Annotated in this window: 24 protein-coding genes; 8 read left to right on the top strand and 16 right to left on the bottom strand. The window is 74.6% G+C overall.

What is annotated here, in order from left to right; genetic code table 11:
- Positions 1-82 precede the first annotated feature (82 nt).
- Positions 83-967, top strand: coding sequence for an aminoglycoside phosphotransferase family protein (locus K1J57_RS22315; protein WP_220560557.1), 885 nt, complete (start codon positions 83-85; stop codon positions 965-967).
- Here the strand turns inward: K1J57_RS22315 and K1J57_RS22310 are convergent.
- Positions 945-1,787 carry a glycosyltransferase family 2 protein gene (locus K1J57_RS22310; RefSeq protein ID WP_220560556.1) on the bottom strand — a complete coding sequence of 281 codons (843 nt, stop codon included), beginning with the start codon at positions 1,785-1,787 and terminating at the stop codon, positions 945-947. The genes K1J57_RS22315 and K1J57_RS22310 overlap by 23 nt on opposite strands.
- A 310-nt stretch (positions 1,788-2,097) precedes the next feature.
- Here K1J57_RS22310 and K1J57_RS22305 point away from each other — a divergent pair, with 310 nt between their 5' ends.
- Positions 2,098-2,706 carry a hypothetical protein gene (locus K1J57_RS22305; RefSeq protein WP_220560555.1) on the top strand — a complete coding sequence of 203 codons (609 nt, stop codon included), beginning with the start codon at positions 2,098-2,100 and terminating at the stop codon, positions 2,704-2,706.
- 548 nt (positions 2,707-3,254) lie between these two features.
- Here the strand turns inward: K1J57_RS22305 and K1J57_RS22300 are convergent.
- The 4 genes from K1J57_RS22300 to K1J57_RS22285 form a co-directional block, all read right to left on the bottom strand.
- A complete protein-coding gene (locus K1J57_RS22300) occupies positions 3,255-4,061 on the bottom strand; it encodes a MaoC family dehydratase N-terminal domain-containing protein (protein WP_220560554.1) in 807 nt (268 codons plus the stop codon).
- Positions 4,061-5,320, bottom strand: coding sequence for a CaiB/BaiF CoA-transferase family protein (locus K1J57_RS22295; RefSeq protein ID WP_220560553.1), 1,260 nt, complete (start codon positions 5,318-5,320; stop codon positions 4,061-4,063). Before K1J57_RS22295 ends, K1J57_RS22300 begins: the two co-directional genes overlap by 1 nt.
- 131 nt (positions 5,321-5,451) lie before the next feature.
- Positions 5,452-6,717, bottom strand: a complete 1,266-nt coding sequence (locus K1J57_RS22290; RefSeq protein WP_220560552.1) for a hydroxymethylglutaryl-CoA reductase, degradative — start codon at positions 6,715-6,717, stop codon at positions 5,452-5,454.
- A 122-nt stretch (positions 6,718-6,839) separates the two neighbouring features.
- On the bottom strand, positions 6,840-8,807 hold the full coding sequence (locus K1J57_RS22285; RefSeq protein ID WP_220560551.1) for a GAF domain-containing protein: 1,968 nt from the start codon (positions 8,805-8,807) through the stop codon (positions 6,840-6,842).
- 264 nt (positions 8,808-9,071) lie between these two features.
- Between K1J57_RS22285 and K1J57_RS22280 the strand changes: the two genes are divergently transcribed.
- Together K1J57_RS22280 and K1J57_RS22275 are read left to right on the top strand one after the other, a co-directional pair.
- The gene (locus K1J57_RS22280) at positions 9,072-10,376 is read left to right on the top strand and encodes an MFS transporter (RefSeq protein WP_220560550.1); all 1,305 of its coding nucleotides are present in this window, start codon (positions 9,072-9,074) and stop codon (positions 10,374-10,376) included.
- A 220-nt stretch (positions 10,377-10,596) separates the two neighbouring features.
- Positions 10,597-12,042: a PepSY domain-containing protein gene (locus K1J57_RS22275; RefSeq protein ID WP_220560549.1), complete on the top strand. Its 1,446-nt coding sequence runs from the start codon at positions 10,597-10,599 to the stop codon at positions 12,040-12,042.
- A 54-nt stretch (positions 12,043-12,096) separates the two neighbouring features.
- On the opposite strand, the gene K1J57_RS22270 is transcribed toward K1J57_RS22275, so the two are convergent.
- The 6 genes from K1J57_RS22270 to K1J57_RS22245 all read right to left on the bottom strand — a co-directional run bounded on the left by K1J57_RS22270 (position 12,097) and on the right by K1J57_RS22245 (position 17,691).
- The gene (locus K1J57_RS22270) at positions 12,097-12,771 is read right to left on the bottom strand and encodes a copper chaperone PCu(A)C (RefSeq protein WP_220560547.1); all 675 of its coding nucleotides are present in this window, start codon (positions 12,769-12,771) and stop codon (positions 12,097-12,099) included.
- Between the two features lie 297 nt (positions 12,772-13,068).
- Positions 13,069-14,364, bottom strand: a complete 1,296-nt coding sequence (locus tag K1J57_RS22265; protein ID WP_220560546.1) for a Dyp-type peroxidase — start codon at positions 14,362-14,364, stop codon at positions 13,069-13,071.
- A complete protein-coding gene (locus K1J57_RS22260; protein WP_220560545.1) occupies positions 14,361-14,984 on the bottom strand; it encodes an SCO family protein in 624 nt (207 codons plus the stop codon). Before K1J57_RS22260 ends, K1J57_RS22265 begins: the two co-directional genes overlap by 4 nt.
- A 103-nt stretch (positions 14,985-15,087) precedes the next feature.
- A complete protein-coding gene (locus K1J57_RS22255; protein ID WP_220560544.1) occupies positions 15,088-15,699 on the bottom strand; it encodes an RNA polymerase sigma factor in 612 nt (203 codons plus the stop codon).
- Between the two features lie 258 nt (positions 15,700-15,957).
- Complete coding sequence (locus K1J57_RS22250; protein WP_220560543.1) at positions 15,958-16,533, bottom strand: hypothetical protein; 576 nt, start codon at positions 16,531-16,533, stop codon at positions 15,958-15,960.
- Positions 16,534-16,788: 255 nt separating this feature from the next.
- Positions 16,789-17,691, bottom strand: coding sequence for a helix-turn-helix transcriptional regulator (locus tag K1J57_RS22245; protein ID WP_220560542.1), 903 nt, complete (start codon positions 17,689-17,691; stop codon positions 16,789-16,791).
- 283 nt (positions 17,692-17,974) lie between these two features.
- On the opposite strand from K1J57_RS22245, the gene K1J57_RS22240 reads away from it, so the two are divergent.
- The gene (locus K1J57_RS22240) at positions 17,975-19,267 is read left to right on the top strand and encodes an MFS transporter (RefSeq protein ID WP_255646501.1); all 1,293 of its coding nucleotides are present in this window, start codon (positions 17,975-17,977) and stop codon (positions 19,265-19,267) included.
- Positions 19,268-19,334: 67 nt separating this feature from the next.
- Entirely contained in the window at positions 19,335-19,568 is a 234-nt protein-coding gene (locus K1J57_RS22235) for a hypothetical protein (protein ID WP_220560541.1), read from the top strand.
- 16 nt (positions 19,569-19,584) lie between these two features.
- Here K1J57_RS22235 and K1J57_RS22230 read toward each other — a convergent pair whose 3' ends face one another.
- Both K1J57_RS22230 and K1J57_RS22225 read right to left on the bottom strand, forming a co-directional pair.
- Positions 19,585-20,868: an ArgE/DapE family deacylase gene (locus tag K1J57_RS22230; protein ID WP_220560540.1), complete on the bottom strand. Its 1,284-nt coding sequence runs from the start codon at positions 20,866-20,868 to the stop codon at positions 19,585-19,587.
- Between the two features lie 40 nt (positions 20,869-20,908).
- Positions 20,909-22,246: an MFS transporter gene (locus K1J57_RS22225; protein WP_220560539.1), complete on the bottom strand. Its 1,338-nt coding sequence runs from the start codon at positions 22,244-22,246 to the stop codon at positions 20,909-20,911.
- Between the two features lie 130 nt (positions 22,247-22,376).
- Between K1J57_RS22225 and K1J57_RS22220 the strand changes: the two genes are divergently transcribed.
- Complete coding sequence (locus K1J57_RS22220) at positions 22,377-23,507, top strand: CdaR family transcriptional regulator (protein ID WP_220560538.1); 1,131 nt, start codon at positions 22,377-22,379, stop codon at positions 23,505-23,507.
- Positions 23,508-23,623: 116 nt separating this feature from the next.
- Positions 23,624-24,364, top strand: coding sequence for a hypothetical protein (locus K1J57_RS22215; RefSeq protein WP_220560537.1), 741 nt, complete (start codon positions 23,624-23,626; stop codon positions 24,362-24,364).
- Positions 24,365-24,493: 129 nt separating this feature from the next.
- On the opposite strand, the gene K1J57_RS22210 is transcribed toward K1J57_RS22215, so the two are convergent.
- The 3 genes from K1J57_RS22210 to K1J57_RS22205 all read right to left on the bottom strand — a co-directional run bounded on the left by K1J57_RS22210 (position 24,494) and on the right by K1J57_RS22205 (position 25,860).
- The gene (locus K1J57_RS22210; protein WP_220560536.1) at positions 24,494-24,985 is read right to left on the bottom strand and encodes a hypothetical protein; all 492 of its coding nucleotides are present in this window, start codon (positions 24,983-24,985) and stop codon (positions 24,494-24,496) included.
- A 432-nt stretch (positions 24,986-25,417) separates the two neighbouring features.
- Positions 25,418-25,552, bottom strand: a complete 135-nt coding sequence (locus K1J57_RS33610; RefSeq protein WP_255646500.1) for a hypothetical protein — start codon at positions 25,550-25,552, stop codon at positions 25,418-25,420.
- Positions 25,549-25,860 (bottom strand): 2-C-methyl-D-erythritol 2,4-cyclodiphosphate synthase, encoded by a 312-nt coding sequence (locus K1J57_RS22205; RefSeq protein WP_220560535.1) that lies wholly within the window; start codon positions 25,858-25,860, stop codon positions 25,549-25,551. Before K1J57_RS22205 ends, K1J57_RS33610 begins: the two co-directional genes overlap by 4 nt.
- Positions 25,861-26,100: the final 240 nt, after the last annotated feature.

Here is a 26,100-nt window from a genome sequence, read left to right as displayed (position 1 = left end):
CGGACGGGCGCCGAGGCGCTGGGATGGGGACCTGCCGTGTACACCGCCGCCCGCCCCGGGCGGACCGAACGCAGGAGCGCCCGTGGGAACCGTCCGCCCGGCCATCGACCACGACCTCGTCCGACGCCTGGTCGACGCGCAGTTCCCGCAATGGGCGGACCTGCCCCTGACCAGGGTGGAACCCGGCGGCTCGGACCACGTGATCCACCGGCTGGGCGGGGAGCTGTCCGTCCGGCTGCCCCGGCACGCCGGGGCGGTCGGGCAGGCCCGCAAGGAGGCCGAGTGGCTGCCCCGGCTCGCCCCGCACCTGCCGCTGGCCGTGCCCGAGCCGGTGGCGGTGGGCGCTCCCGGCTTCGGGTACCCGTGGCCGTGGGCGGTGACCCGCTGGCTGGACGGCGAGCCCGCGACCGTCGGGGCGCTGGCGGACTCCTCCGACGCCGCCGTCGGGCTCGCCGGGTTCCTCACCGCCCTGCAGCGGTTCGCCCCCGACGCGGTCCCGGCCGCGGGCGCCCGCGGCGGGCTCGCCGGCGAGCCGCTGGCCGGCCGGGACCGCGAGACCCGCGCCGCCATCGCCGCGACCGCCGACGTGTTCGACGCGGCGGCGATGACGGAGGTGTGGGAGGCGGCACTGGCCGCGCCGGACTGGCGGCGGCCCCCGGTGTGGTTCCACGGCGACTTCCACACCGGCAACCTGCTGACCGTCGGCGGCCGCCTGAGCGCGGTCATCGACTTCGGCGAATTCGGCGCCGGCGACCCGTCCCGCGACCTGATGGTCGCCTTCACGCTGATGTCGGCCGACCGCCGGGCCGAATTCCGGGCGGCGCTGGGCGTGGACGGGGCCACCTGGCTGCGCGGCCGCGGCTGGGCCCTGGCCACCGGCCTGAACGCCTACACCGCCTACGCCGCCACCGACGCGCGCGTCGCCGCGCAGACCACCCGCCAGATCACCGCCGCCCTCGCCGGGTAGCCCAGAACAGCCCCTGGAGGAGGTGGCGCGGGGCGCGGAGGGTCCAGTGGTCGATGCCGTGGCTCTCGTAGGTGGCGACGAAGCGGTGGGTGTACGCGCGGAAGGACGCCGGGGAGGAGTCCAGCCGGCGGGCGGAGACCCCCGCCCGCATCCGGGGGGCGTAGGCGACGCGGATACCGGTCTGCTTGAGGTGCACGGCCAGGTCGATGTCCTCGTGCAGCACGTCCTCGTGGTCGGGGCAGGCCGCGTGCTCGATCGACTTCCACGCCGTGGCGCGGATCGCCATGTTGCTTCCGTAGAGGAACGGGCAGCGCCGCCTCCCCAGGTGCCAGAGCGTGCGCCGCACGAGGTCGTCGGACACCGGCAGGGACCCGAACCGGGGCACGTCGTAGTAGGTGACCGGCCCGGTGACGGCCCCGACGGCCGGGTCCTCCATGGCCCGGGAGACGTTCTCGACCCAGTCGGGGGCGAGCACGGAGTCGGCGTCGATACGCCCCAGGACGTCGCCGGTCGCCGCGGCGAACCCGGCGTTGCGGGTGGGGACCAGCCCCTGGGCGTCGAACTGCCGCAGGAGCCTGATCCCCGCCTCGGGGTGGGCCCGGGCCAGGCGCCGGACGGCCTCCGCCGTGCCGTCGGTCGAGCGGTTGTCGACCACGATGACCTCCCAGGGGGCCCGCGTCTGCGCCAGCACGGCGAGCAGGCACCGCTCGATGGTGGCCTCCTCGTTGAACGCCGGGATGACCAGGGACACCGTCGGCGCGGACGCCACCGCCCGGGCCGCCCTCCCGCGCCTCCTTCTCGGGATATCGACGTCGGTCACGGATTTCCTCTCCTCGGTCCTGCGACGGCTGTGCCCGCCTCGTCCCGGACCCGGGCGGCCGCCCGGGTCCGGGACCATATGACCCCAGGCAGGGCAACGGCCGACACGGTCCCCGTGACCGTGAGGGAAACGCCCGGTGACCGCGCAGGCCGAACGGCCGCCCCGCCCCCGCCCGCCCCACCGGCCCCAGCCCCGGAAGGACCGGGGATCATGGTCGGATGGACCCGGACCGGAGAACCCGCCGGCCGTTCCGTGCCGCCCGCGGACACCCGTCCGCCGCCCACGACGCCGACAGAACAGAGGAACCGCTGTGACCGCGCTCGACGAGGCCCACACCCCCACGGCCGCGGACCGGGCGGCCCGAGCCGTCACCGAGGTGTTCACGCCCGGTGTCCTCGTGGTCGCCGTCCTGCTTGCGGTCGGGTGGTACGACACCCGGAGCATCGCCGGTCTGGGCTGGGGCCTCCTCGCCGCGCTGTTCTGCGGCGTCATCCCCTACACGGTCCTCATCCTCGGTGTCCGGTTCGGCTGGTGGACCGACCGCCATGTACGGGAGCGCCGCCAGCGGTTCGTCCCCCTCCTGATGGTCATCGCGTGCGTGTCCCTGGGTGTCGCGACGCTCGTGTCGCTGGACGCGCCGCGGGAGCTGTTCGCGCTCGTCGCCGCCATGCTGATCGCACTGGTGATCACACTGGCGATCACGTTGACGTGGAAGATCTCCTTCCACACCGCCGTGGCCGGCGGGGTCTCCGTCGTCCTCATGCTCACCTACGGCGCGCCGACGGCGGTCGCGGTACCGGTCGTCGCGGTCATCGGCTGGTCCCGGGTCCGCCTCCGGGACCACACGCCGGCGCAGGCCGTCGTGGGGGCGGTGCTCGGCGCGGCCGTCGCGGCGGTCGTCTTCCCACTCCTCCGCTGAGAAGCGGGCGCGCGGCGAGCGGCACCGAAGCCCCGCGGGAACCCGGGCGGCCCCGCCGACGACCACAGGGGGAGAGACCGCCGGGTACCGCGCCCGGCGGACCGTTCCGAGGAGAACGATCACGTGGACCCACGACCGGACACCCCCGCACCCTCCTCGAAGCCGCAGGGCTCATCCTCACCGACTACCGCTCGGTGCGCGCGACCATGCCCGCCGGTCCCGACCGCGTCCGTTCGCTGGAGCGGATCATGGAACGCGCCCGCAGCCTGGCCACGGCCCGGTCGTTCTTTCCGGAGGGGGCCTTCGCCGTCGGTCTTCGACGACCGGGACGCCTGTCCGCCCGCACGCCTGCACCGGGCCGAGCCGCTCCGGCACCGCCTCGGCCCGGGGCGGGAACCGGTGATGGGAGAAGGAGAACAAGCCCCGGGGTGGAACACGCTCGAGCGCATGGGACACCCGGAGGGCGCGGGCCCTCCTGCCGACGGCGGTGTCCGGGCCGGGGACCCGCAGGCCAAGCCCCGGCCCGGTACCGGACACCGCCGTCGGCCTCACCAGTGGACGGTCGCCTCGGCGGCGAGACGACCGTCGTCGGCCACCGCCACCGCGCGGGCGGTGTCCTCCCCGTCCGTGACGCCCACCGTGATCTCCCGGTCGACGAAGAGCGGGGCCGTCGCGGTGAACGAGCAGCGAGCGGGCGTCCTGCCCGGACCGCCACCCGCCATGACGGCGTCCAGCATCAGCAGCCGGGTGAGCGGGCCGTGCACGAGCAGGTCCTCCAGCCCCTCCACCCGCTGCGCCCAGTCCCGGTCGTAGTGCACGCGGTGGGTGTTGAAGGTGATCGCGGAGAACCGGAAGAGGTGCCGGGAGTCCGGGGTGAGCCGGTGGAACCGGTCCCCCGCCGGGTCGGCCCGGCGGACCGGCGGCGGGGGCGCGTCCTGCTCCAGGAACACGTCGTGCCAGGTGCTGCGGACGGCGAGCTCCCCGTCCACGAGGTACTCCCGTTCGAGGTCGGCGAAGACCAGCCGCCCGCTCCGGCCTCTCTTCTCCGTGACCCGGCCCTGGCGCACCCTCTGCTCGACGGTGTCCCCGAACCGGATCGGGCGGTGGAAGACGGTGTCCTCGCCCGCGTACATCCGGCGCGGCAGGTCGATCCCGGGCGGCGCGTCCCCCAACGGGGTGCCGTCCGGGCGCAGCCCGTCCATTCCCGTGGCGAAGGGGAAGTACAGCCCCTCCCAGCCCGGGGGCAGGGGGTCGCCCGGGACCGGGCTCGGGAGCCACGGGGCGAAGGTGCCCCGGTAGTCCTCCGCGGGAACGGTGTCCACGCGCTGGGTGCGGGTGGGGGCCGCGCCGCCCATCAGACCGCTCCCCCCTTCTTCAGGCGGGCGATCTCCTCCGGCGCGTAGCCGGCGAAGTCGGCCAGCACCCGGTCGGTGTGCTCCCCGACGCGGTTGGCCGTCCTGGCCGGGTCGGCGGGGGTGGCGCTCAGCTTGATCGGCTGGCCGAACATCCGCAGCGGGCCCAGCTCCCCGTAGTCCGCTTCGACGACCATCTCCCGCTCCGCCGTCCCGGGGTCCTCGACGACGTCGGCGATGGTGCGCAGCGCGGTCAGCGGGACGACGTCCCCGGCGAGCTCCTCCAGCTCGGCCCGGGTCCGGTCGCGGAACCAGGAGGCGATCAGGGGCTTGACCTTCCTGTCGTAGACCTCCTTGTCGAAGCGCTTGCGCATGGTGTCGATCTCGGGGTCCTCGGTGGCCTCGGGGGTGCCGAACAGCTCGCAGCCGGCCCGCCACAGCTTGTCCGTGTACCCGGCGAAGAACACCTGCCCGTCGGCGCAGTCGAAGAGCTCGTACGGCCGCACCCACGCGTGCTCGTTGCCCGCGGGCTCGGGGACCCTGCCGTCGACGGTGTAGTCGACCACGGCCGTCTCGGTCAGCGCGATGATGCTGTCCACCTGGGCGACGTCGACCTTCTGGCCCTCCCCGCCGCGCTCGACGTGCCGGATCGCGGCCAGGGTGCCGATGACGGCGAAGAGCGAGGCAGAGAGGTCGCCGATGGTGACCCCCACGCGGACCGGGGGCATGCCGGGGAACCCGTTCATGGACCAGATCCCGCCCGCCGCCTGGGCCGTGCTGTCGAACGCCGGGCGGCGGCTCCGGGAGCCGGTGTGGCCGTACCCGGAGATGGCGGTGTAGACGAGTCTGGGGTTGATCTCCCGGAGCACGTCGTAGCCGACGCCGAGCTTCTCCATGGTCCCGGGCCGGAAGTTCTCCACCAGCACGTCCGCGCCGGCCACGAGGTCCTTGAGGACCTGCCTGCCCTCCTCGTGGGCGAGGTTGACGGTCAGCCCCAGCTTGCCGCGGTTGTACTGGCCGTAGTACCCGCTGAACTCCTGCGCGGGCCCGCCGTCGGCGTCCTCCCCCGTCCTCAGGTACGGGGGGAACCCGCGGGAGACGTCGGGGTCCTCGGGGTTCTCGATCTTGATGACCGTGGCACCCATGTCGGCGAGGGTCTGGGCCGCGTAGGGCCCGGCCAGCACCCGGGAGAGGTCGAGCACGACGATCCCGTCGAGCGCGCCGCCTCCGGGCCGGTCCGTGGACTCCGGTGTGGTGTTCAAAAGGTCTCACTCCCTGTGGTCCCGCGGACCGCGGTGCGGTCCGCGGAACGTGTCGTGCGCCGCTCATGCGGTCGTGCGTCCCTCGGGCGTCCGGGGTGTGCCCCGCTCATACGGTCGCGGCCGCGCCCCGCTCATGCGGGGGCGCCCCGGAGGTCGCCGAGGACCTCGCGGGCGTACTCCTCCCGGATCCGCCCCGCGGCCACCATCCGGGCGGCCACCTCCGAGATCTCCGCGCCCGCCGCCCCGGCCGAGACGGCGAGGGTGCGGGCGTGCAGGGCCATGTGGCCGCGCTGGATCCCCTCGGCGGCCAGGGCCCGGCAGGCGGCCAGGTTCTGCACCAGGCCCACGGCCGCGATGACCTCGCCGAGCTCGACGGCCGTGTCCACCCCCAGGAGGGCGATCGCGGCCCGGGCGGTGGGGTGGGCGCGGGTGGCGCCGCCCACCAGGCCGACGGCCATGGGCACCTCCAGGGTCCCCACCAGGTTCCCGGCGCCGTTCTTCTCGAAGCGCGACAGGGCCGTGTAGCGGCCGTCCCTGGCGGCGTGGGCGTGGCACCCGGCCTCGACGGCGCGGGTGTCGTTGCCGGTGGCGAGGACGACGGCGGAGATGCCGTTCATGATGCCCTTGTTGTGCGTGGCGGCCCGGTAGGGGTCGGCGGCGGCGAAGTCGCTCGCCAGGACGATGTCGTCCACCACCCGGGGCCCGCCCAGCAGCCCGGCGTCGAACTCGCCGCGGACCCGCACGAGCCTGCGGTCCGCCTTGTTGCTGAGGATGCGCAGCAGGGGGCGGCCGCCGGCGAGTTCCGCCAGCCGGGGGGCCAGCGCCTCGGCCATCGTGTTGACGGCGTTGGCGCCCATGGCGTCGCGGACGTCCACGGCCAGGTGCACGACGAGGTGGGTCCCCGAAGCGGTGGGGACCGCGCGGGCCTCCACGGCCCGGGCCCCGCCCCCCAGGTCCACCAGCACGGGGTCCTGCTCGTTCGCCCGCGCGATGATCTCCTCCCGGGCCTCCAGGATCCGGAAGCGGGCGGCCTCGGGGTTGGGGACGTCCACGATCTGGATCTGGGCGATCATCACCGGCCCCGTGGTGGAGGCCCGCAGGCCTCCCCGCCCGCGGGCCATCCGCGCCGCGTTGGAGGCGGCCGCCACCACGCTCGGCTCCTCGATCGCCATGGGGACGAGGTAGTCGCGGCCGTTGACGGTCAGGTTGGTGGCGACGCCCAGCGGTACACCGAAGACACCGACGGCGTTCTCGATCATCTGGTCGGCCTGCTCGGGGCCGATGCCGTTCTCCGGGTCGAAGGCCGCGGGGTCCACGCCGGCGTGCTCGGCGATCCTGGCCCGGCGGTCCCGGACGCCGAGCTCGCGGAGCTTGGGGATACGACTGTTGACCGGCAAGGATCCACCTCCTGGTACACGGCGTCCGGAGGTCGGTCCGGGCACCGTTCTCATACTCGGTGGTGAGCCTAGGGTCGCCGTGTGAGCCGACGCATGGTGGAAGGGCACAGCAAGAGGGCGATTCACTGTGCCGAGGCTCCACGCCAGGTCTCCTCGGCACCGCCGACGAGCCGTTCCCGCAACTCGTCCATGCGCACCGCCAGGGTGAGCCTGAAGTAGTCCTCGTCGTCGCGCCACCCGGAACCCAGGACGCGGTCGAGCCGTTCGAGCCGCTGGAGGATCGTGTTGACGTGGAAGTTGAGGGCGCGGGCGGCCCGGGTGGGGCTGGCCCCGTGGTGGACGAAGGCCCGCAGGGTCCGCAGCAGCTCCGTCCCGCGTTCGGCGTCGTAGCTCTTGACCCGTCCCAGGGTCCGGTGCAGGAAGTCCTCCATGGCGGGGGCGTCGGCGTCGAAGACGGCGGCGTAGGGGAGGTAGTCGCCCGTCTCGACCAGGGCGTCGGAGACCCTGAGCGCCTCCAACAGCTTCACGGTCTTCTTGACCAGGGGGAACTGTGCGCTCGGCTCCCCGGGGGCCGGGAGCACGCCGAGCACCTCGCCCTCCAGGAGGTGGGCGAGTCCGCGCCGGATCTCCTCGGCCCGGTCGCGCAGCCCGGGCCTGCCCAGAACGATGACGAGGCCCTGGTGCTCCCCCGCCAGGGACGGCGCGGGCGCGGCCTTGGCCGCCAGACGGACGGCGCGGCCGCGCTGCCCGGCCGGCACGGAGAACGCCAGCAGCGAGGTGAGGTCGGCGGCGTCCATGCCCCGCTGGCGGCCCCGGGCCATGGCGTCCCGCCTGCGCTCGGGGTCAGGCGAGAGCAGGTCGGCGATGAGCTCGCCGTGCACGCGGTACTCCGTCTCGGCCACGGCCTCCTGGGACAGGAGCAGCAGGGCGCACACCTGGGCCGCGCGCTCGACGGTGCGCGCGTCCACGTCGCTGAGGGCGAAGCCGCCCCTCCCCAGGAACACGGTGCCCAGGTGCCGCTCCCCCGCGGCGAACGCGACCACCCCGTCCACGGGGCCCCCGTCCTCCAGGGGGACCAGGCGGCCCGACTCCGCGCTGCGGCGCACCGCTCCGAGCAGCGCCTCGTCCCGGAGCGCGCCGGGCCGCTCCAGACCGCTCCCCGCCCGGGCCAGGAGGCCCCCCGCCCGGTCGGCCAGCGCCACGGGCCGCGCCAGCTCGTCGGAGAGCGTGGCCGCCACAGTGCCGAAGTCCCCGCCGGTCAGCACCGCCTCCACCAGTTTCCGGTGCACGGCGTGGGCCCGGTCCCGCTGGATCATGTGCTCGGTCAGGCGCGAGAGCGCCCGCCGGGATTCGTCCTCTGCGCGCTGGAGGCTGCGCAGCATGCGCGCGGTCTGCAGCACCACCGAGGCGTGGTCGGCCAGCGCGGTCAGCAGGGCGGTGTCCTCCGGCGTGAACGCGTGCTCGGCGCGGGTGGCGACGAAGAGCACCCCGAGGACCTCGTCGTCCGCCAGCATGGGGACGCCGAGCATGGAGACGATGCCCTCCGCCGCCACCGCCGCGTCGATCCCGGCCTCGTGGCGGCCGGTCTCGAACTCCGCGTACCTGGTCACCGACATGGCCGCGCCCCGTTCCACCACGAGGCTCGCCAGGCCCTTGCCCGGCGGTACCCGCAGCGCCCGGAAGTCCGGGGAGACCGAGCCGATGGTCGTGCGGACGAACAGCTCCCGGGTCGCGGGGTCGTACTCCGAGAGGTAGGTCAGGTCGCTGCCCATCATCTGGTGGGCCCGGTCGACGATCTTCTCCAGCAGCGCCTCGCCGTCCCGTTCGGCGGCGAGCTCCCGGGCGCTGGAGAACAGCACCCCCAGCTCGTACTCGCGGCGGCGCAGGCGCACCAGTTCGCGCCGTCCCAGGGCGATCTTCTCGGAGAGGTCGCGGACCTCCCCCGGTTCCAGGCCGAGGGAGGCCAGGGCGCGCTCGGCGTCGGACGCGCTCCCGGAGCCGGTGACCGCGGAGACGAGTGCGGCCAGCGCCTCGCCCCGACCCGGGGGCGGTCCGCCGAGGGGCGGTCCGGCCTCTGTTCGCTGTCCCACGACGACCTCCCGGAGCACCCCGGTGGGATGAGAGCTCATGAAAAGAGCGGGCGGATGTATCAAAGACACATATCACGCGTGTGACGCCCGACACTAACGTGAGTCGACGTCCGGACGGGCGGCGGCACCCGGTCAGCGCGCCGCGGCCCCGCCGGGACGATCCGGCAGGCGCAAGGGAGAAGTGGTATGGCCGTCTCACACGACATCGATCGTGCTGGTTTGGATTCCCGCCGGCAACGGCGGCGGGCCGTCATCGGAAGTTCGGTGGGCACCGTCATCGAGTGGTACGACTTCACCCTGTACGGACTCGCCGCGGCCCTGGTCTTCGCGCCGCTCTTCTTCGGCGGCAGCGACCTCGCCGGCACCCTGGGCGCCTTCGCCACCTTCGCCGTGGGCTTCCTGGCCCGCCCCTTCGGCGGCCTGCTGCTCGCGCACTACGGAGACAGGATCGGCCGCAAGGGGACCCTGCTGTTCACCCTGCTGATCATGGGCGGCGCCACAACGCTCATCGGCTTCCTGCCCACCTACGACTCGATCGGGCTGTGGGCTCCGGTCCTGCTGATCGTGCTCCGGGTCTTCCAGGGCGCCGGCGCGGGCGCGGAGTTCGCCGGGGCCATGACCATGGCCAGCGAGTCCGCGGGCACGGGCAGGCGCGCCTTCACCGCAGGGTTCCCGGGTGCCTCCGTCTACGTGGGCATGGCCCTGGCCACGAGCACCTTCGCGGTCCTGACCGGTGTGATGTCCGACGAGGCCTTCATCGCCTGGGGCTGGCGCGTGCCGTTCCTGGCCAGTGTGGTGATCATCGGCATCGCGCTGTACTTCCGGTTCCGGGTGAAGGAGACCGCCGCCTTCGAGGCCGCCGAGGAGGACGCCCAGGGGCGCGCGCCCCTGGTGGAGGCGGTGCGCGGCCACTGGCGGTTCCTGCTGGCCGGGATGGCCCTCTTCGTCTTCGCCCTGCCGTGGGTGTACATCGTCCAGACCTTCTCCGTCTCGTACACCACCGGGACCCTGGGCGTGAACCCCACGCACGCGCTGATCGGCCTGCTCGCCGCCATGCTGCTCACCATCCCGGCGACCCTGGCCTCGGGCGCCCTCGCGGACCGGATCGGCCGCAAGCCCCTGCTGATGGGCGCGGCCGTGTTCGGCACGGTCTTCGCCTTCCCGATGTTCATGCTCTACCAGACCGAGAACTCGCTGCTGGTGGCCCTGGGGCTCATCCTGGGCCTGGCGGTGATCCAGGGGGCCACCATCGGCGTCTCGGCGGCGATGATCGCCGAGATCTTCCCCACCCGCATGCGCTGGAGCGGGATCGCCCTGTCCCGGGAGATCCCCGCGGCCGTCGCCGGGGGCACCGCCCCCATGGTGGCCACCTGGCTGGTGTCCGTGGGCGGGGGGACCCCGTGGCTGGTGGCGGGCTACCTGGTCGTGCTCAGCCTCATCGGTGTCATCGGCATCCGGTACCTGCCCGAGACCCTGGTCAGGGCGACCACGGTGGACGGGGCCGCGCCGGAGGTGCCCGCGTCCGCCGGGGCAGGCGGGCCCGCGGTCGAGAAGGAGCCCTCCGCCTGAGGCCCCGGTCCGCCGGAAGCGGCCCGGACGGCCGCGGAACGGGCTCCGGCCGCCCCGGTTCCCCTCCGCCCCTGCCCGTCCGGGCGGTGCCCGGCGGCACCGCCGAGGCCGGCGCGCCCATCGCCGCCCCGCGGGAACCCGGGCGGCCCCGCCGACGACCACAGGGGGGAGAGACCGCCGGGTACCGCGCCCGGCGGACCGTTCCGAGGAGAACGATCACGTGGACCCACGACCGGACACCCCCGCACCGGACGCCCCCGCACCGGACCGGCCCGACGGGACCCGCGGCGCCTGGGCGGCGCTGCGCCCGCTGATCCTGCGCCTGCACTTCTACGCCGGGGTGTTCGTCGCCCCGTTCATCCTGGTGGCCGCCGTCTCCGGGCTGCTGTACGTGTGGACGCCGCAGCTCGAACAGGCGGTGCACGCCGAGCAGCTCTACGTCGAACCGGGCGGGGAGCACCTGCCCCTGCACGAGCAGGTGCGCATCGCCCGCGCGGAGCTCTCGGGCGCCGAACCCGGCGCGGTCCGCCCGGCCACCGGGGAACGGGACTCCACCCGGGTCCTCTTCGACCTGCCCGCGTCGTCCGAGAGCCACCGGACGACGGTCTTCGTCGACCCCTACGACGGCGAGGTGCTGGGGGTGATGGAGACCTACGGCACCAGCGGCGCGCTGCCGGCGCGGACCTGGGTGGACATGCTGCACCGCAACCTGCACCTGGGCGACGCGGGCCGCCTGTACAGCGAACTGGCGGCGAGCTGGCTGTGGGCGGTCGCCCTGGGCGGGGCCGCCCTGTGGGTGTCGGCGGCGCTGCGCCGGCGCGGGCGCGGGGGCGCCCGCCGCCTGCTGGTCCCCGGCGCGGGCACCGCGCCCGGCCGCTCCCGGTCGGTGTCCGTGCACGGGGCGACCGGGCTGTGGCTGCTGGCGGGTCTGCTGTTCCTGTCCGCCACGGGCATGACCTGGTCGCAATATGCCGGGGCGAACATCTCCGACCTGCGCGAACGGCTGTCCTGGACCACCCCCGCCGTCTCGGTGGAGACCCCGAACGCCACCCCCGGTGTGGACGTCGGCGTCGACACGGTGCTGGCGAGCGCCCGGGAGGCCGGCCTGGACGGGCTCGTCGAGGTCTCCTTCCCGAAGGACCCCGCGGCCCCCTACACGGTGACCCAGGTCGACCGGTCCTGGCCGACGAGCGTGGACTCCGCGGCGATCGCCGCCGACACCGGGGAGGTGGTCGACGTGGTCCGCTTCTCCGACTACCCGCTCATGGCCAAGCTGAGCCGGTGGGGCATCGACGCGCACATGGGCGTGCTGTTCGGGGTGCCCAACCAGATCGTGCTCACCGCCGTCGCCGGCGGGCTGGTCGCGGTCGTCCTCTGGGGGTACCGGATGTGGTGGCAGCGGCGGCCGACCCGGGGCCGGGCCCTGGGGGTGGGCCGCCCCTACCCGCGCGGGTCCTTCCGGTCGCTGCCCTGGCCGTGGAAGGCCGGGGTGGTCGCCGTCCTGGTGGTGACCGGCTGGGCGGTGCCGCTGCTGGGGGTGTCCCTGGCGGTGTTCCTCGCCGTGGACGTCCTCCTGGGGTGGCGGGCGCGCAGGAGCCGCCCGGACTCCGCGGATCCCGGAGGAAGGGTGCGGGAGGCCCCGGCCGTCGGGTCGGACGCCCGGTGAACGGCCGCACGGGCGCACCCGCCGCCGGGCGCGCCCGTGCGGGCGGCCGAGGGCTCAGTGGTGTCCGCCGTGATCGGCCTCGGGGGCGCTCCCGGCGGTCATGGGCTCCACCGGGGCGGTGAACACCGCTTCGCGGTCGCCGTCGAAGGTGAGGGTGACCTCCACCCCGTCCCCCACCTCCAGGGGCTCGGGGAGGTCGTTGAGCATGATGTGGTAGCCGCCGTCCACCAGGGCGGTGGCTCCCCCGGCGGCCACGGGGATCTCCTCCACCACCCGCATCCCGGACGCCCCGGAGTCCGTGGTCTCGGTGCTGCACAGGTCGGCGTCGGGCGAGGCGTCGGTGGACACGCCCGTGATCGCCGCGTCCCGGGCGGCGGCGTTGGCCACCTCCAGGTACAGCACCGCGACCTCGGGGTTGGCGGGCTCGGGCACCCACGCGCCCGAGACCTCCAGGTCCCCCGCCACCGCGTGGCCGCGCGATGCCTCCGGTGAGGCTTCGGCGGCCGTGGGCGCCTCGGCGGCCCCACAGGCCGTGGCGAACAGCAGCGCGGCGGCCAGCGCCGCGGAAACGCCGACAGAACGCAGAGCCCGCGGAACGCGCGGAGTGCGCGGGGCCTGCGGGGTATCCGGGACCCGCGAGACCTGCCGGACGCTCGGGGCCTGCGGGGCGGGCCAGGCGCGCGGGGCATCCGGGACACACGGGACGTGCGGATCATTCAGGACGCGCATGGCGTGCGAGACCTCCGGGATGTGCGAGACGTGCGGGACATCCGAGACGCACGAGGCGGGTGGGGTGTGCTGGGGGTTCGGGACATGCGGAGAGTGCGGGACGCACGGGACGTGCGGGGTGCGCGAGGCGCGCGGGGACGGCATGGTGCTCGGGTCTCCTCGTGGTCGCGGTCGTGGTCACGCTCGCGGGCGCGTTCGTGACCGTGGTCATGGCCGTGGGCGTGCGGCCGGGCGGGGCGGGCGGCCCATCCCAGGAGTCGTCTCCAGAGCCGCCCGGGTTCCCGCCGGTGCGCGCCCTCACCCGCCGAGCAGGTCGTGCGCGGTCCACGGGGCGCCCCCGCGCACCGGCGGGACCGCGAACAGGGCGCTGCCCTCGTGCCGGATGAACGGGCCGAGGGCGTCGCCCCCCTCGTCCAGGGCCCGCTGCACGGGGGTGAACCCCGTGCGGGGGTCGGCCTGCCAGGCCGTGAAGAGCAGCCCGGCCCGGCGCCGCCCCCGGGCGTCCCAGCCCTGGTCGTAGGAGAAGCCGCGGCGCAGCATCCGGGCGCCCAGCGTGTTCTCCGGGGCGGCCAGCCTGATGTGGGCGTCGAGGGGGATGGCGGGGGAACCGTCGTCCCCCGTCGCGGCCAGGTCGGGTCGGTCGTCCTCGGCCGCTCCGCCCAGAGGCGCCCCGGTATCCAGGCGGCGTCCGATGACGGCCTCGCGGTCGCGCGGGTCCAGCGCGAACCAGTCGTCGAGGAGCATCCGGATGCGGCGGACGACGAGGTAGGCGCCGCCGTCCATCCACGCCAGGGCGGGCTCGGGGTGCGCGGCCAGGACCTGGGGGCCGAACAGGGCGTCGGACGGGCGCGGGTTGACCGTGCCGTCGATCTGCCCCATGAGGTTGCGCGGGGTGGCCGACGGGTCGTCGGCCGCCGCGGCGGAGCGATGGAACCCGGCCAGGGACCAGCGCACCCTCACGTCGGCCGCGACCGCGCCGAGCAGGTGCCCCACGGCGGAGGACAGCACGACCGGGTCCTCGGCCCCGACGTGGAGCAGCAGGTCCCCGCCGCACCAGGCCGGTTCCAGGTGGTCGGCGGCGAAGGCGGGCAGGTCCTCCAGGTGCGGCGGCACCCGGTCGGCCAGCCCCACCGCGGCGAGCAGGGAGGCCCCCAGGCCGAGGGTCACGCCGAGCGAGGCGGGCCGCAGCCCCTGGGAGGGTGCGCCCTCGACGAGGGCCGCCAGCCCGTGTTCGTGCAGGGCGGCGGCCTCCCGGCTCCAGATCCGCAGCACCCGGCGCGCGGCCTCGCGGGCCGGGGCCCCGGGGTCGGCCCGCAGGTCCACGGCGACCAGGTGGACCTGCGACGGTGTGGGTGTCAGCAGTGCCGGGGGCAGGCCGCCGCGGGCCCCCGCCCGGGAGCGGGCGGGGGCGAGTGCGGGGTCGGGCTCCCCGGTGTCCCGGGGCGCGGCGGCGGCGTGGGCGGCCGCCGCACCGGTGGCGAGGCCGGCGGCCCCGGCCGCCGCCGCGGCCGTGAGCAGGTCGCGCCGGGCGAGCCCGCCCCCGGTGCCGCCGGCGGCCCCGGTTCCGGTCCCGGTGTCGGTGCGGCGTTTCACAGCAGCGTGTCCGCGAGGGCCGGGAGCAGGGCGGCGATCTCGTCGGCCTCGGTGCCCTCGTCGAACATGCCCGCCGCCTCCCCGCCGGGCAGCAGGACCACGATGCGCCCGCCGTGGGTGACCAGGTACTGCCCGTCGGTCTCCTGCGGCGGGTCGATGGCGATCCCGTAGTCGCGGCCGGCCTCGACGGTGGCGTCGATGTCCCCGCGCACCCCCTGGAAGGCGGGGTCGAAGCGGTCCAGCCACGAGCGCAGCTGCTCGTCGGTGTCGCGTCCGGGGTCGGTGCTGACCATGACGACGTCGTAGGAGTCGGCGGCGTCCCGGGCCTGGCCCAGGGCGAGGTCGATCTCGGCCATGGTCATGGGGCACACGTCGGGGCAGCTGGTGTAGCCGAAGAAGAGCAGGGTCAGCCGGTCGTCGGCGACGTCGGTGAACCCCCAGGGCTCACCGTCGACGGTCGCCAGCTCGACGGCCGAGGCCGCCATGGGGTCGTCGGACAGGTCGAGGTAGTACCCGGCCTCCGCGACGGGGTCGGCCGGGGAGCAGGCGGTGGCCGCGGCCAGTACGGCGGCGCAGAGCGCGGCGGTCAGGGCGCGCGTCGGGCGCGTGCGGGAAGTCATCGTTCTCGTTCCATGGTCGGGGCCCGGTCGCCGGTCGACCGGGGCGGGGAGGGGCAGGGCCCGGGTGGGGCGGGACGGCGGCGCGGTCCCGCCCGGGGCGGGGTCAGGCCGCCTGGCGCAGCATCCGGAGCAGGTCGCGGCGGCCGCGCGCCACACGGGAGCGCACGGTGCCGATGGGGGCGCCGATGGCCTCGGCCGCCTCGGCGTAGGGCATCCCCTGGAGCTGGGTCAGCACGAAGGCCGTCCTGCGGTCCTCGGGGAGGGCGTCCAGCAGGTCCAGCAGGGCGAGGTACTCGTCGAACCGGCCCGGCTCCGCGAGCGCCCCGGTCTCGGCGCACTCGTCCACGGTGCTGTGGCGCGGGGTCCGGCCCTGGAGCCGGTAGCGGTCGGCCACGGTGTGGCGCGCCACCGAGAACAGCCAGGAGCGCACCGGGGCGCGTCCCGCGTAGTGGGCCAGGCCGCGCAGGGCGCGAGAGAAGGTCTCCTGGGTCAGGTCGTCCACCCACGCGGGGTCGACCCGGCGGGCGATGAAGCGCACCACGTCGTCGCGGGTGAGCTCGAAGAGGGATTCCAGCGCCTCGCGGGTGCCTTCTTTGGCGCGCATGGCCAGCACGGTCAGTTCGCCGTGCGCGGCCACGTCGGGGCGGGCGGAGCCCTCGGGGCGGGCGGTCCCGTCGAAGGGCACGGCGGAGGCGGCCTCACAGAGGGAGAGCATGTCCGTTCTTTCTGTCGCCGTCCGCGCGGTCGCCGGGCCGGGAGCCGGCCCGGGTGCGCGCGTACTCGTCGAGGGGGCGGCCGCTCGGGCGGCACGCCCCGGAAGGGGAGGATCGGCGGACGCCCGGACGGCGCGTTCGACGGTCCTCCCGACACGGCGGAGAAAGCGGCGGGGGTGCCGGGACCGCACGGCGGAGGGCGGGTCACGGCACGGGCGGCCGTGCCCCGGCGTTCCGGCGCACGGGGCGAACGCGGGGTCTCAGGCGACGGACGGGACCGGCGGTCCCCGCAGGATGAGACTGTGCCGCAGGTAGGGCAGGCGGATGCGGGCGGGCGCGTCGGCGCTCCGCGGGCGGGGGGCGACCGGGCCGCGCGGCGCGGGCAGGGCGCCCAGCACCAGCAGCAGCGGGAGGAAGGTGAGCGCCATGAAGCGCAGGAAGGAGAACAGGGCGTTCTCCCCCCGGCGCAGCCACCAGGCGCTGACCAGGGCCGAGAGCACGTGCATCCCGATCATCGTCCAGGCGGGCGCCGCCGCCTCGGCGACGACCTGGCCGGAGTGCGACGCGGTGTGCGGCACGCCGAACGACCCGACGTAGCTGAACGCCACGTGCAGGGCGAACTGGCCCCACAGCATCCACCCGGTGAGGGCGGCCCAACCCTGGCGCCGGCCGGTGGCCGCCCAGGCCATGGCGAAGACGACCGCCGCACCCAGGAGCAGGCCCAGGAGCGGGACGTCGTGACCGGAGGAGAGCGCGTGCCCGTGAGCGGACAGGCTCGCGCACACCAGGGTGAACACCCCGGCGCGCAGCGGGCGGCACGCTCTGTTCTCGGTCATCTCACCGATATGGTCTCACCGCCGTCAAGGGGGGCTGCGGCGGGTCCGGTCCTCCGCCCGGCGCCTCCCGCGGGGCGTGCCGGACGGCCGTGCCCCGGGGCGCGCCCGGTGCGCGCACCGCACGGCGCCCGCGCGCGAACGGCCGGTCCCGCACGCGGCCGACGGCACCGCTCCGGTCGGCGTCCCTCCGGGTCGGCATCCGGGTGGGCGCGCGGTCCGCGCGAGGCCCGGCCGGAGGGACACGGGCGGCGCCCGTCAGGTGCGGGGCTTCGAGCGGTGCTCGTCCGCGGCCGCCGGGGGCTGCGCGTCCTCCTCGCCGGCCGCCCACGAGGCGAGCAGCTGCATGCGCTCGGCCGACGGCGAGCCCGGCTCGGCGGCGTAGACCGTCAGCGTCAGGCCGGGTTCGGCCTCCATGTTCAGCCCCTCGTAGGCCAGCGTCATCTCGCCGACGACCGGGTGGTGGAACGTCTTGAACCCGGTGCCGTGGTGCCTCACGTTGTGCGCGCCCCACAGGCGCCGGAACTCGTCGCTGCGGGTGGAGAGCTCCCCGACCAGGTCGTGCAGCTCCTTGTTGTGCGGGTCGCGGCCCGCCTCGGTGCGCAGGATCGAGACGGTGATCTCGGCGAACGCGTCCCAGTCCGGGTAGAACTCGCGGGCGCGCCCGTCGAGGAAGGTGAACCGGGCGATGTTCGGCGGCTGCCCGGGCATGGCGTAGGTGTCCCTGTAGAACGCCCGGGCCAGCGCGTTGGCCGCGAGCAGGTCCATGCGGCCGTTGCGGACGAACGCGGGCCCGGCGGTGACCGCGTCCAGCGTCCACTGCAGGCTCGGGTGGGGCCGCCAGCACTTCGTGCTCCGCCGGCGCGGGGGCCGAGCCACCGGGCTCGCGGCGTGTGCCAGGTCGAACAGGTGGGCCCGCTCGGCGTCGTCCAGCCGCAGCGCCCTGGCGATGCTGTCCAGGACCTCCGGGGACGCACCGCTGATCGCCCCGCGCTCCAGCTTCGTGTAGTACTCGACGCTCACGCCGGCCAGGGTCGCGACCTCACTGCGGCGCAGCCCCGCCACCCGCCGGTTCGTGCCCGCGGGCAGCCCCACGTCGTCGGGGGTGACCTTCTCCCGCCGGGTGGTGAGGAACTCGCGGACCTCTGCTCGGTTGTCCATGTCTCCAACGGTAGGCGGCCGTCCCCGTCACGAGGGAGTCCCTGGCGGTACCCCCACCGGGCGGGTCTCCCCCGCCCGCGGCGGGCGTGGTGTCGTGGAGGGGTGGCCGACCGCGGGACCTCACGGTGTCCCGCCACCGCCCGCGGGCCCTCGGCCCGCTCATCCCGCTCCGACCGCGCCCCGCGGCCGGAGCGCGGACACCCCGGCCACCGCACCGGCCACCGCGACGGCGGCCGGCGCACACCGCGATCCCATGCACCACGACGCCATGCGAGGTTCACCCATGCAGACCGAAGCCCTCCCGGCTTCCCGTCCCGGCGGCTCCACCGACCGGACGGCACCCGGACGCAGGCGCCTCCCCCTCGTCGTCCACGTCCTCGCCGTGGGCACGTTCCTGATGCTCACCACCGAGTTCGTCGTCGCCGGGATACTCCCCGACATCGCCGCGGACCTCGGCGTCTCCCCCGCGCGGGTCGGGTCGTTCATCACGGTCTTCGCCGTGGGCATGATCGTCGGAGCACCGCTCATCACGATGCTCACGGCCCGGCTCTCCCAGCGGCTGACGCTGATCCTGGCGCTCGGGGTCTTCGTCGCCGGGCACATCCGGGTGGCACTGGTCTCCGACGTCGACCAGATCATGGTCGCCCGGTTCCTCACGGGCCTGGCCACCGGCGCGTTCTGGGCCGTGTCCGCCGTGGTCGCGAGCCGCGCCGCCGGTCCCGCGCTGGGTTCCCGTGCCGTCAGCGTCGTGGGCGCCGGGGGCTCCCTGGCGACCGTCCTCGGCGTTCCGGCCGGGGCGTACATCGCCCAGCTGGCCGGGTGGCGCGGAACCTTCTGGGCCCTGGCGGCCGCCGCGGCGCTCGTCACCGTCCTCGTCCTGCGGTCGGTCCCCCGCGACGAGCCCGCCGGCGGGGAGAGGACGTCCTTCGTCGCGGACCTGGCCGGGCTCCTGTCCGTCCGGCTGTGGCTCGTCCTGGCCGCCTGCGCCACCACCAGCGGCGGCGTCCTCGCGGTCTACTCCTTCATCGCGCCCGTCCTGACCGACCGGTCCGGCGTGCCCGCCGCGGCCGTGCCCCTGGTGCTCACCGTCTTCGGCGTCGGCTCGTTCGTCGGCACCCTCGTCGCCGGGCGCCTGGGCGACGGGCGCCCGCACGCGGTGACGATCGCGACCCCTGCCGTGTCGACCGTGCTGATGGCCTCGATCCTCGTGTTCTCCGGCTCGTCCTGGGCGATGGTCGTCCTGATCGCGCTGCTCGGGCTGTTCGGGCTCAGCGCGAACGGCGTGCTCATCCACCTCGCCGTGCGCTTCGCCGGGAGGGCGGCGTCGCTGGGGTCCGCGCTGAGCGTCGCCGCGTTCAACCTCGGCACCGCCGCCGTCACCCCGGTGGCGGGGGCCGCCCTGGCCTCGCCGCTCGGGCTCGACGGACCGGCCGCGGTCGGCACGGCCGTCATCGCGCTCACCCTGGTCCCGACCGCGGCCCTGGGCCTCATCGCCGCGGGCCGTGCGCGCACCGGGCCCGGCCGGGACCCGGCCGAAGGACCGGACCGGCCGGCGCGCCCCGAAGACCCCGCCTGACCCCGGCGCCGACCGGGCGGCGGACCGCCCGTCCCGCCGTCCCACCCGACGGTGGACACGGTCCGCGATGGCCTCACGGTGCCCGGCCCACGGCGCCCTGGGCCCCGGCGCCCTGGCCCACGACGCCCTGCCGGCCCGGCTCGACCTGGAGTCCGGAGAGGCCGGGCGGGTGCGCGGGTTCCGCCGCCTGGTAGCGCTCTGCCGGCTCCTCCGGCTCGGCCCCACCGGCGCCGCCACCCCGCACGGCCCGCCCGGCACCGCGCGCCGTGTCGCCGCGCTGGTCCCGCACCGGTTCGCCTGATCCCGGCCGGGTGCGGTCAGGGGGTCTCGGCGAGACCGCACCACTGGGCGATGAACAGGGCGATGGACTTGGTGATCCGCCGCACGGACTCGACGTCCACGCGCTCGTCGTACCCGTGGATGGCCTCGGAGACCGGCCCGTAGACCAGCGCCGGGATCCCCTGGTACAGGGCGTAGACACGCCCGTCGAGGTAGCCGGGGGTGGTGAAGGTGCGCAGCTCGTCCTTGAAGACGGCCTCGTGGGCGCTGCGCAGCACGTTCTCGGCGTCCGTGCCCTCGGGCAGGACGTACCCCTGGGCGTAGAAGCCGGTCCGCTCGCCCACGGCCACGATGGGGTGGCCCGCGTCGTCGGTGGTGGTGTCGCGCAGCACCCCCTGGATCTGCTCCCAGGCGTCGTCGGCGCTCACCCCGGGGTAGATCGCCGCCCGGACCTGGAGCTCGCACCAGGCCGGGACGCTGGACGGCCAGTCGCCGCCGGTGATCCCGCCGAGGTTGAAGTTGATCGGGTGGTCCAGGTCCTCGAAGTAGGGGTGCCGCCCCTTCTCGTCGTTCCAGCGCTGTTCGAGCCCGCGCAGCCGGCCCATCACGTGGTGCGCCGCGTCGATCGCGTTGAACCCCGCCGACATCTCCCTGGGGTGGGTGGGGTGCCCCGCGACGCGGACCGTGAACCAGATGACACCGACGTTGGCGCGGACGAGCATGTCCTCCTCGGGTTCGGGGATCAGCACGGCGTCGGCGGTGTACCCGCGCTGGATCGTCGCGAGCGCGCCGTTGCCGGTGCACTCCTCCTCGGCCACCGACTGGAAGTGGATGCGTCCGGCGGGCGCGAAGCCCGCCGCCCGCACGGCGTCGTAGGCGAACAGGTTGGCCGCCAGCCCCGCCTTCATGTCGCCGCTGCCCCGGCCGTAGAGCCAGCCGTCGATGATCGGGGCGTCCCAGGGCGACCGGGACCACTCCTCCAGGGGGCCTTCGGGGACGACGTCGATGTGGCCGTTGAGGATGAGCGAGCGGCCGCCGCCCTCGGCCGGGGTGTACGTGCCCACCACGTTCTCGACGCCCTCGTAGGAGACCTTGATCTTTCCGGCACCCGGGTGGGCGGCGATCTCCTCGGGGTCGAGTTCCCAGCGGTCCATGGCCAGCCCCCTGCTCGCCATGGCCTCGTACATCAGGTCCTGCGCGGAGGACTCCCGGGTGCGCAGGGAGGGGTGGCGCACGAGTTCCTGTGTGAAGGCCAGCTGGGCTTCGAAGGCGTCGTCGACGGCCGCTTCGATGCGCGCGATGACGTCGGGTGCGAGGTTCACGGGATCTCCTGTCTTCGGTGCTGTCGTCGGTGCGGGCGCTTCACGCCGCGGTGCGCGCGTCCGCCGCTGCGCGGATGTCCTTGGCCCGGATGCGCTCGCCGGCCGCGCCGCCGAGGGCGGTGACGGCGCAGATGCCGATCAGGACCAGGACCGCGGGCCAGGACGCGCCGTCGTCCACGGCCAGGAGGGCGGTGGCGATGAGCGGGAGGAACCCGCTGAGGGTTCCGGCCAGGTTGTAGCCCAGGGAGACGCCGCTGTAGCGGAGCCGGGGCGGGAAGAGGTCGGCCAGCAGGGTGCCGGTGACGGCGTAGGCCAGGGTGATGAGGCAGATGCCGGTGGCCACCGCGACGGTGATCGCCCAGGGGGCGCCCGTGTCGATGAGCCAGAAGAGGGGGAAGGCGGCCGCGCCCGTGGCCACGGCGCCGATCACCGTCATCCGGCCCGGGCCGAAGCGCTCGGCCACGCGCCCGGCGACCAGGGTCGTCGCGATCTGGAGGACGGCGGCGACCAGGGTCGCGTTCACGGCCACCTGGCGGTCGACCTCCAGGACGGTGGAGGCGTAGGAGACCACGAAGGTCGTCATCATGTAGAACCCGCCGACCCCCAGCAGCGCGGCGGCGACCGCCACGGCCAGGCGGCCCCCGGCCTCGCGGAACAGGGCCAGGGCGGGCACCTTGGCGCGGTCCTCCATCTCCACGAGCTCCTGGAAGACCGGGGACTCCTCCACCTTGAGGCGGATGTACAGGGCGATGCCGAGCAGCGGGAAGGCCGCGAGGAACGGCAGGCGCCATCCCCAGGCGTCGAACTCGGCCGCGGGCAGCAGCAGCACGGCCGCGAAGGCGGCGGAGGAGATGAGCGTGCCGACCGGGGACCCGACCTGGACCAGGGCGGCGTAACGGGCGCGCTGGCGCTCGGGGGCGTGCTCGATGGCGATGGTGATGGCACCGCCCCATTCGCCGCCCACGGCCAGCCCCTGGAGGAGCCGCAGGACCGCGAGCAGGAGCGGCGCGGCGATCCCGATCGCGAGGTAGTCGGGGATCACCCCGATGAGCCCGGTGGCACAGCCGATCATGACGATGGTCGTCAGCAGGGCGGGCCGCCGGCCGTAGCGGTCGCCGACGTAGCCGAAGATCAGCGCACCGATCGGCCGGGCGGCGAAGCCCACGCCGAAGGTCGCCAGGGACGCCATGAGCCCCGCGCTCGGGTCCAGGTCGGTGAAGAACAGGCGGTTGAAGACCAGGGCGGCGGCCGTGCCGAACAGGAAGTAGTCGTACCACTCCAGTGCGGTCCCGACGAAGGCGGCGAAGGCGATCCGTCCAGCGTCGGCCGCGTTCACCTTCGGCCCTCGCGCGGGCACGGCGGGGTCGGGTCGTGACATGTGATCCTCCGGGAGATGTGCACCGGTCGGACGGAACATGAACGACCAGGTGTGATACCGATCATCGTCTTGGAAGGAACGCACCCCGACAAGCGCAGATCACCACGGGAATCCCCTCTAAAATGTGCACATGCACAAATCCGAACAGTCGGGTGTCGTCCCCCGCGTCGCGGGGGCGTGTCTGGCGGAGCTCGACTCCATTGCCGGGGCCTACGTCCGCAGGGTCCGCGAGCTCACCGGCTACGCCGAGACCGTCATCGACGACACGGAGCTGTACGGCACGGCCCGGGCCACGCTCGAACTCCTGCTGGAACTCCTGCGGGGCCGGGACCGCTACGAGGAGCTGCGGGCCCACTCGGTCGAGGTGGGGCGCTCGCGCGCCCGCCGCGGGATCCCCCTGGAGTCGCTGCTGCGCGCCGTGCGCATGGACTTCCGCTTCCTGTGGGAGGCGATGCGCGCCCACGTCCCCGAGTCCGACTTCCCCGCCTTCTCCGAGGACGTCATCTCCATCTGGGAGGCGGTGGAGGTGCACACGACGCACGTGCAGACCGGGTACACCGACGAGATCGCGCGGGTGCGCGCCGAACTGGAGCTGGAGCACGCGTTCCTCCTGCGGCACCTGCTGAGCGGTTCCGGCTCGGACGCGCGCCTGCACGCGCAGGCGGCGCAGGCCCTGGGGCTGCGCGCCGACGGCGTCCACATCGTCGTGGTGGCCAACGGGGACCACGCGCGCGGCTTCAGGGACCGGATCGGCGCGGTCCTGCCCGGAGCGGTCCCGCTCCGTTCGGACGGGGTCGAGTTCGCCCTCGTCCCCACGGCGGAGGCCACGGGCGCCGCCGGGGCCGAGCTGGCACGGAGCCCCGTCGGGATCTCGCCGAGCGCCCGCGGCCTCGGGGAGATCGCCCCGATGTGGCGGATCGCCTGCGAGCTGGCGCCGTGGGCGCGGGAGGGCGCGGCGGCGACGGTCGGGAGCCACTGGACCCGGCTGGCGGGCACGCGCCTGGGCCCGGTCGCCGAGGCCTTCTCCAAGGACGTCGGGGAGGCGCTCGAGGGGTTCTCCGAGCGGGAGAGGAACCTCCAGATCGAGACGGTCGAGAACTACTTCAGGACCGGCTCGGTCACCGAGGTCGCGCAGCGGATGTTCTGCCACCGCAACACGGTCATCAACCGCCTGCGCAGGTTCGCCGACGCCACCGGCCTCGACGTCTCCCGGCCGGTGGACGCGTCCGCGGCCCAGCTGGCCCTGGCGGGCCTGCGCTAGGACCGGGTCCGGAGGCCCCGGGGCGCCCCGGCGGGAGGGATTCCGCGGACCGCGAGCGGGCATCAACGGATCGGCGATCCACCGCCCCCCTCACAGGTGATCGTAGGGATGGTGCAATGAGGCTTCACCGGTTCCGTCTTCCGCTGCGCCGCTCACCGGCCCACACGCCCGTCCTCGGACGGGTGGTGGTGGTCGTGCTCGGCCTGGGCGTGCTCGCGGCGGCGCTGTTCGGCGCCGCCGGACCGTACCAGCAGACCCGGCAGTTCCGCGCGGCCGTGGCGTGCGAGAGGGGTACGGACGACTGCTTCGACAGCGAGGCGGCCACCATCGTCGGCCGGCACACCTACACCACGACCTCCACGTCGACGTACACCGACGCCAACGGCCACACCCACACCAGCACGACCAGGACCACCCACTACGAGGTCACCTGGCGGCGGGCCGACGGTTCCCACCAGACCCGCGACGTGTCCTCGGCCTTCTACTCCGAGGCCGAGGAGGGGCAGCCGGCCACGCTGCGGCTCTGGCAGGGGGAGGTCGTCGGCGTGGAGGTGGCGGGCGGCGCGGAGTGGTTCCTGCCGGAGTCCGGCGGGAGGCTCATGGCCTGGTCGTACCTGGCCTTCCTCGGCCTCGGAATCCTGCTGTGGGGGCTGTTCGGCTGGTGGGACGGGTTCTTCATGCTCTGCTTCCGCGCCTTCGCCTGGATGTTCATGGGCCTGCTGCCGGTGGTCATGGCGGTGGACGCCCTGGCCTACGGCATGCCCACCGGGGCCGAGCTCGTCGCGAAGGTCCTGGTCACCGTCCTCTTCAGCGGGATCTCCGGCGCAATGCTCGTCGGCTCGCTCGACGACTGGTGATCCCCGTGCCGGACGCCTGCCCGGCTCCCGGGCCCTCCCCGCGGACGGGCGGTGTACGCCCCCCGACCGCGGTGGAGGGCCCCGGCAGGCCCCTCCGAACCGCCCGCCGCCCCGCCCCCCGCGCAGTGTTCAGGCCTCCTCCGGCCGCGCCGCCTTCCGGGCCAGATGCCGCTTTGAGCCCGCGGTCGTCGGCCCCAACACGGTCCCCGGCGGGAAGGGCGGGAAGGGAAGGGGGGTGACCGGCCGACGGGCAGGGGGCACGACGCCGACCTGGTGGTCGTCCTCGTACACGATGCGGCCCGGATCGTCGGAGGTGCTCTCCCGGTGGGGCACCCCATGAGTCGTGAGAATCCCCCTCAGAGTGGCGATCCGCTCCACGAAATCGCTCCGGGCTCGCACGGACCGCCGGAACCACGTCACCGCTCCCAGCGTGTTCCCGTCCGTGTACAGGGGCGGGACGGGCAGGGCGTCCCGGAACCAGTCGTCGATGTCGAAGTAGAGGTCCTCCTCTGCCTCCGAGAGCATCCCCGCCCGCCGGAGGTGGTCGACCGCCACGAAGATCCCCACCTCGACACCCACGCGCCCGACATAGTCCGCGTGCACCCTGAAGAAACCCGCCATCTGCGCGATATACCCAAGCCCGGCCGAACGGGCGGCGGGAGTGACCTCTTCAGGCCATCTCCCTGACAGACGGTGTGGTGTGCCCTGCGTTTTTCGGAGTCGGTTTTCCGGATCCTGGGACCCCAGCGGCCGCCGAGGGCGCCCTTCCAAAGCGGCCACCACCCTCATGAAGTGGTCGAGACAACCCTGCCCCGGCGGCCCCTCCTCCCTCATCCGTTGGCAGCAGGCCCATCGGTCAGAGTTCCGGGAGGCCGCCCTGGACCATTCGGTCGTCCCGTTACCGAAACGAATCGCTCGCATACACCACCAGCAGCGTGTGCCCGTACCCCCGCCGAAGGACGGCCGGAGCAACGACGACGGCCTGGACGTAGCCGTGCGGTGGCGGACACGGAGCCTCGGCCCGGGGTAGGCGTCGGCCGGCGTCCCCGACAGTCACTCCACGGCCCGGTCGTGGTCGTCGACGGCGCCCAGGACCGGCTCGCCGTCCGGGATGTAGGCGGACCCTGCGCGGGCCGCGGCGACCGCCAGGGCGGGCGGTTCGTCCGGAAGTGCGGGGCGGATCCTCACAGCAGCTCGATCTGGCCGAGCACCTGCTCCTGCGCCTGGCGGCCGCGCCCCAGGCACCGGCGGCAGGTGATGGGCCCGTTCGACGCCACCAGCCGGAGCGGGTCGGTCGCCGCGTGGCAGCCGACCGCGGGGATCTCCACACCCGCCCACATGTGCGCCTCCAGTCGGTGCACGACCTCGCCGCGTCCGATCCGCACCCCGGCCGCACCGGCCAACTCCTCGCGGCGCCGCCGGAGAACAGCGGCCAGGTGCTCGACATCGGCGGAGGGTGCGGCGGCGGACAGAGCTGCCTCGGTACGGTCGGTCATGGCCCCAGGATCGCGCAGGCCACCGACACTGGGCCGAGCCGGGGCCGCGCATCGGTGGGAGCACAGCCCCGGGGCGGGCTCAGGCATCCTGGCTGGTAGTGACGGTCAGGATGTACAGGCCCGGGCTGCGGCCCTGACGAACCCGCGGCTGAGCACCCCAGAAGGAGACCGGAGTCGAACCGCCGCAGCTCGAATGGCCGGTTCCGGCAAGAAAGCCCCTGTCGGTGGGGCCTGCTGGGA

Source organism: Nocardiopsis sp. MT53, from assembly GCF_019598965.1.
GTDB lineage: Bacteria > Actinomycetota > Actinomycetes > Streptosporangiales > Streptosporangiaceae > Nocardiopsis > Nocardiopsis changdeensis.
This window is presented reverse-complemented; position numbering and strand designations above follow the sequence as displayed.

Coding starts and splice junctions, on each gene's coding strand:
- K1J57_RS22300 (WP_220560554.1), bottom strand. CDS start 4,061: ATGGGCGGCGCGGCCCCCACCCGCACCCAGCGCGTGGACACCGTTCCC.
- K1J57_RS22270 (WP_220560547.1), bottom strand. CDS start 12,771: ATGCGCGTCCTGAATGATCCGCACGTCCCGTGTGTCCCGGATGCCCCG.
- K1J57_RS22260 (WP_220560545.1), bottom strand. CDS start 14,984: ATGACTTCCCGCACGCGCCCGACGCGCGCCCTGACCGCCGCGCTCTGC.
- K1J57_RS22255 (WP_220560544.1), bottom strand. CDS start 15,699: ATGCTCTCCCTCTGTGAGGCCGCCTCCGCCGTGCCCTTCGACGGGACC.
- K1J57_RS22250 (WP_220560543.1), bottom strand. CDS start 16,533: ATGACCGAGAACAGAGCGTGCCGCCCGCTGCGCGCCGGGGTGTTCACC.
- K1J57_RS22245 (WP_220560542.1), bottom strand. CDS start 17,691: ATGGACAACCGAGCAGAGGTCCGCGAGTTCCTCACCACCCGGCGGGAG.
- K1J57_RS22240 (WP_255646501.1), top strand. CDS start 17,975: ATGCAGACCGAAGCCCTCCCGGCTTCCCGTCCCGGCGGCTCCACCGAC.
- K1J57_RS22235 (WP_220560541.1), top strand. CDS start 19,335: ATGGCCTCACGGTGCCCGGCCCACGGCGCCCTGGGCCCCGGCGCCCTG.
- K1J57_RS22225 (WP_220560539.1), bottom strand. CDS start 22,246: ATGTCACGACCCGACCCCGCCGTGCCCGCGCGAGGGCCGAAGGTGAAC.
- K1J57_RS22220 (WP_220560538.1), top strand. CDS start 22,377: ATGCACAAATCCGAACAGTCGGGTGTCGTCCCCCGCGTCGCGGGGGCG.
- K1J57_RS22215 (WP_220560537.1), top strand. CDS start 23,624: ATGAGGCTTCACCGGTTCCGTCTTCCGCTGCGCCGCTCACCGGCCCAC.
- K1J57_RS22210 (WP_220560536.1), bottom strand. CDS start 24,985: ATGGCGGGTTTCTTCAGGGTGCACGCGGACTATGTCGGGCGCGTGGGT.
- K1J57_RS22205 (WP_220560535.1), bottom strand. CDS start 25,860: ATGACCGACCGTACCGAGGCAGCTCTGTCCGCCGCCGCACCCTCCGCC.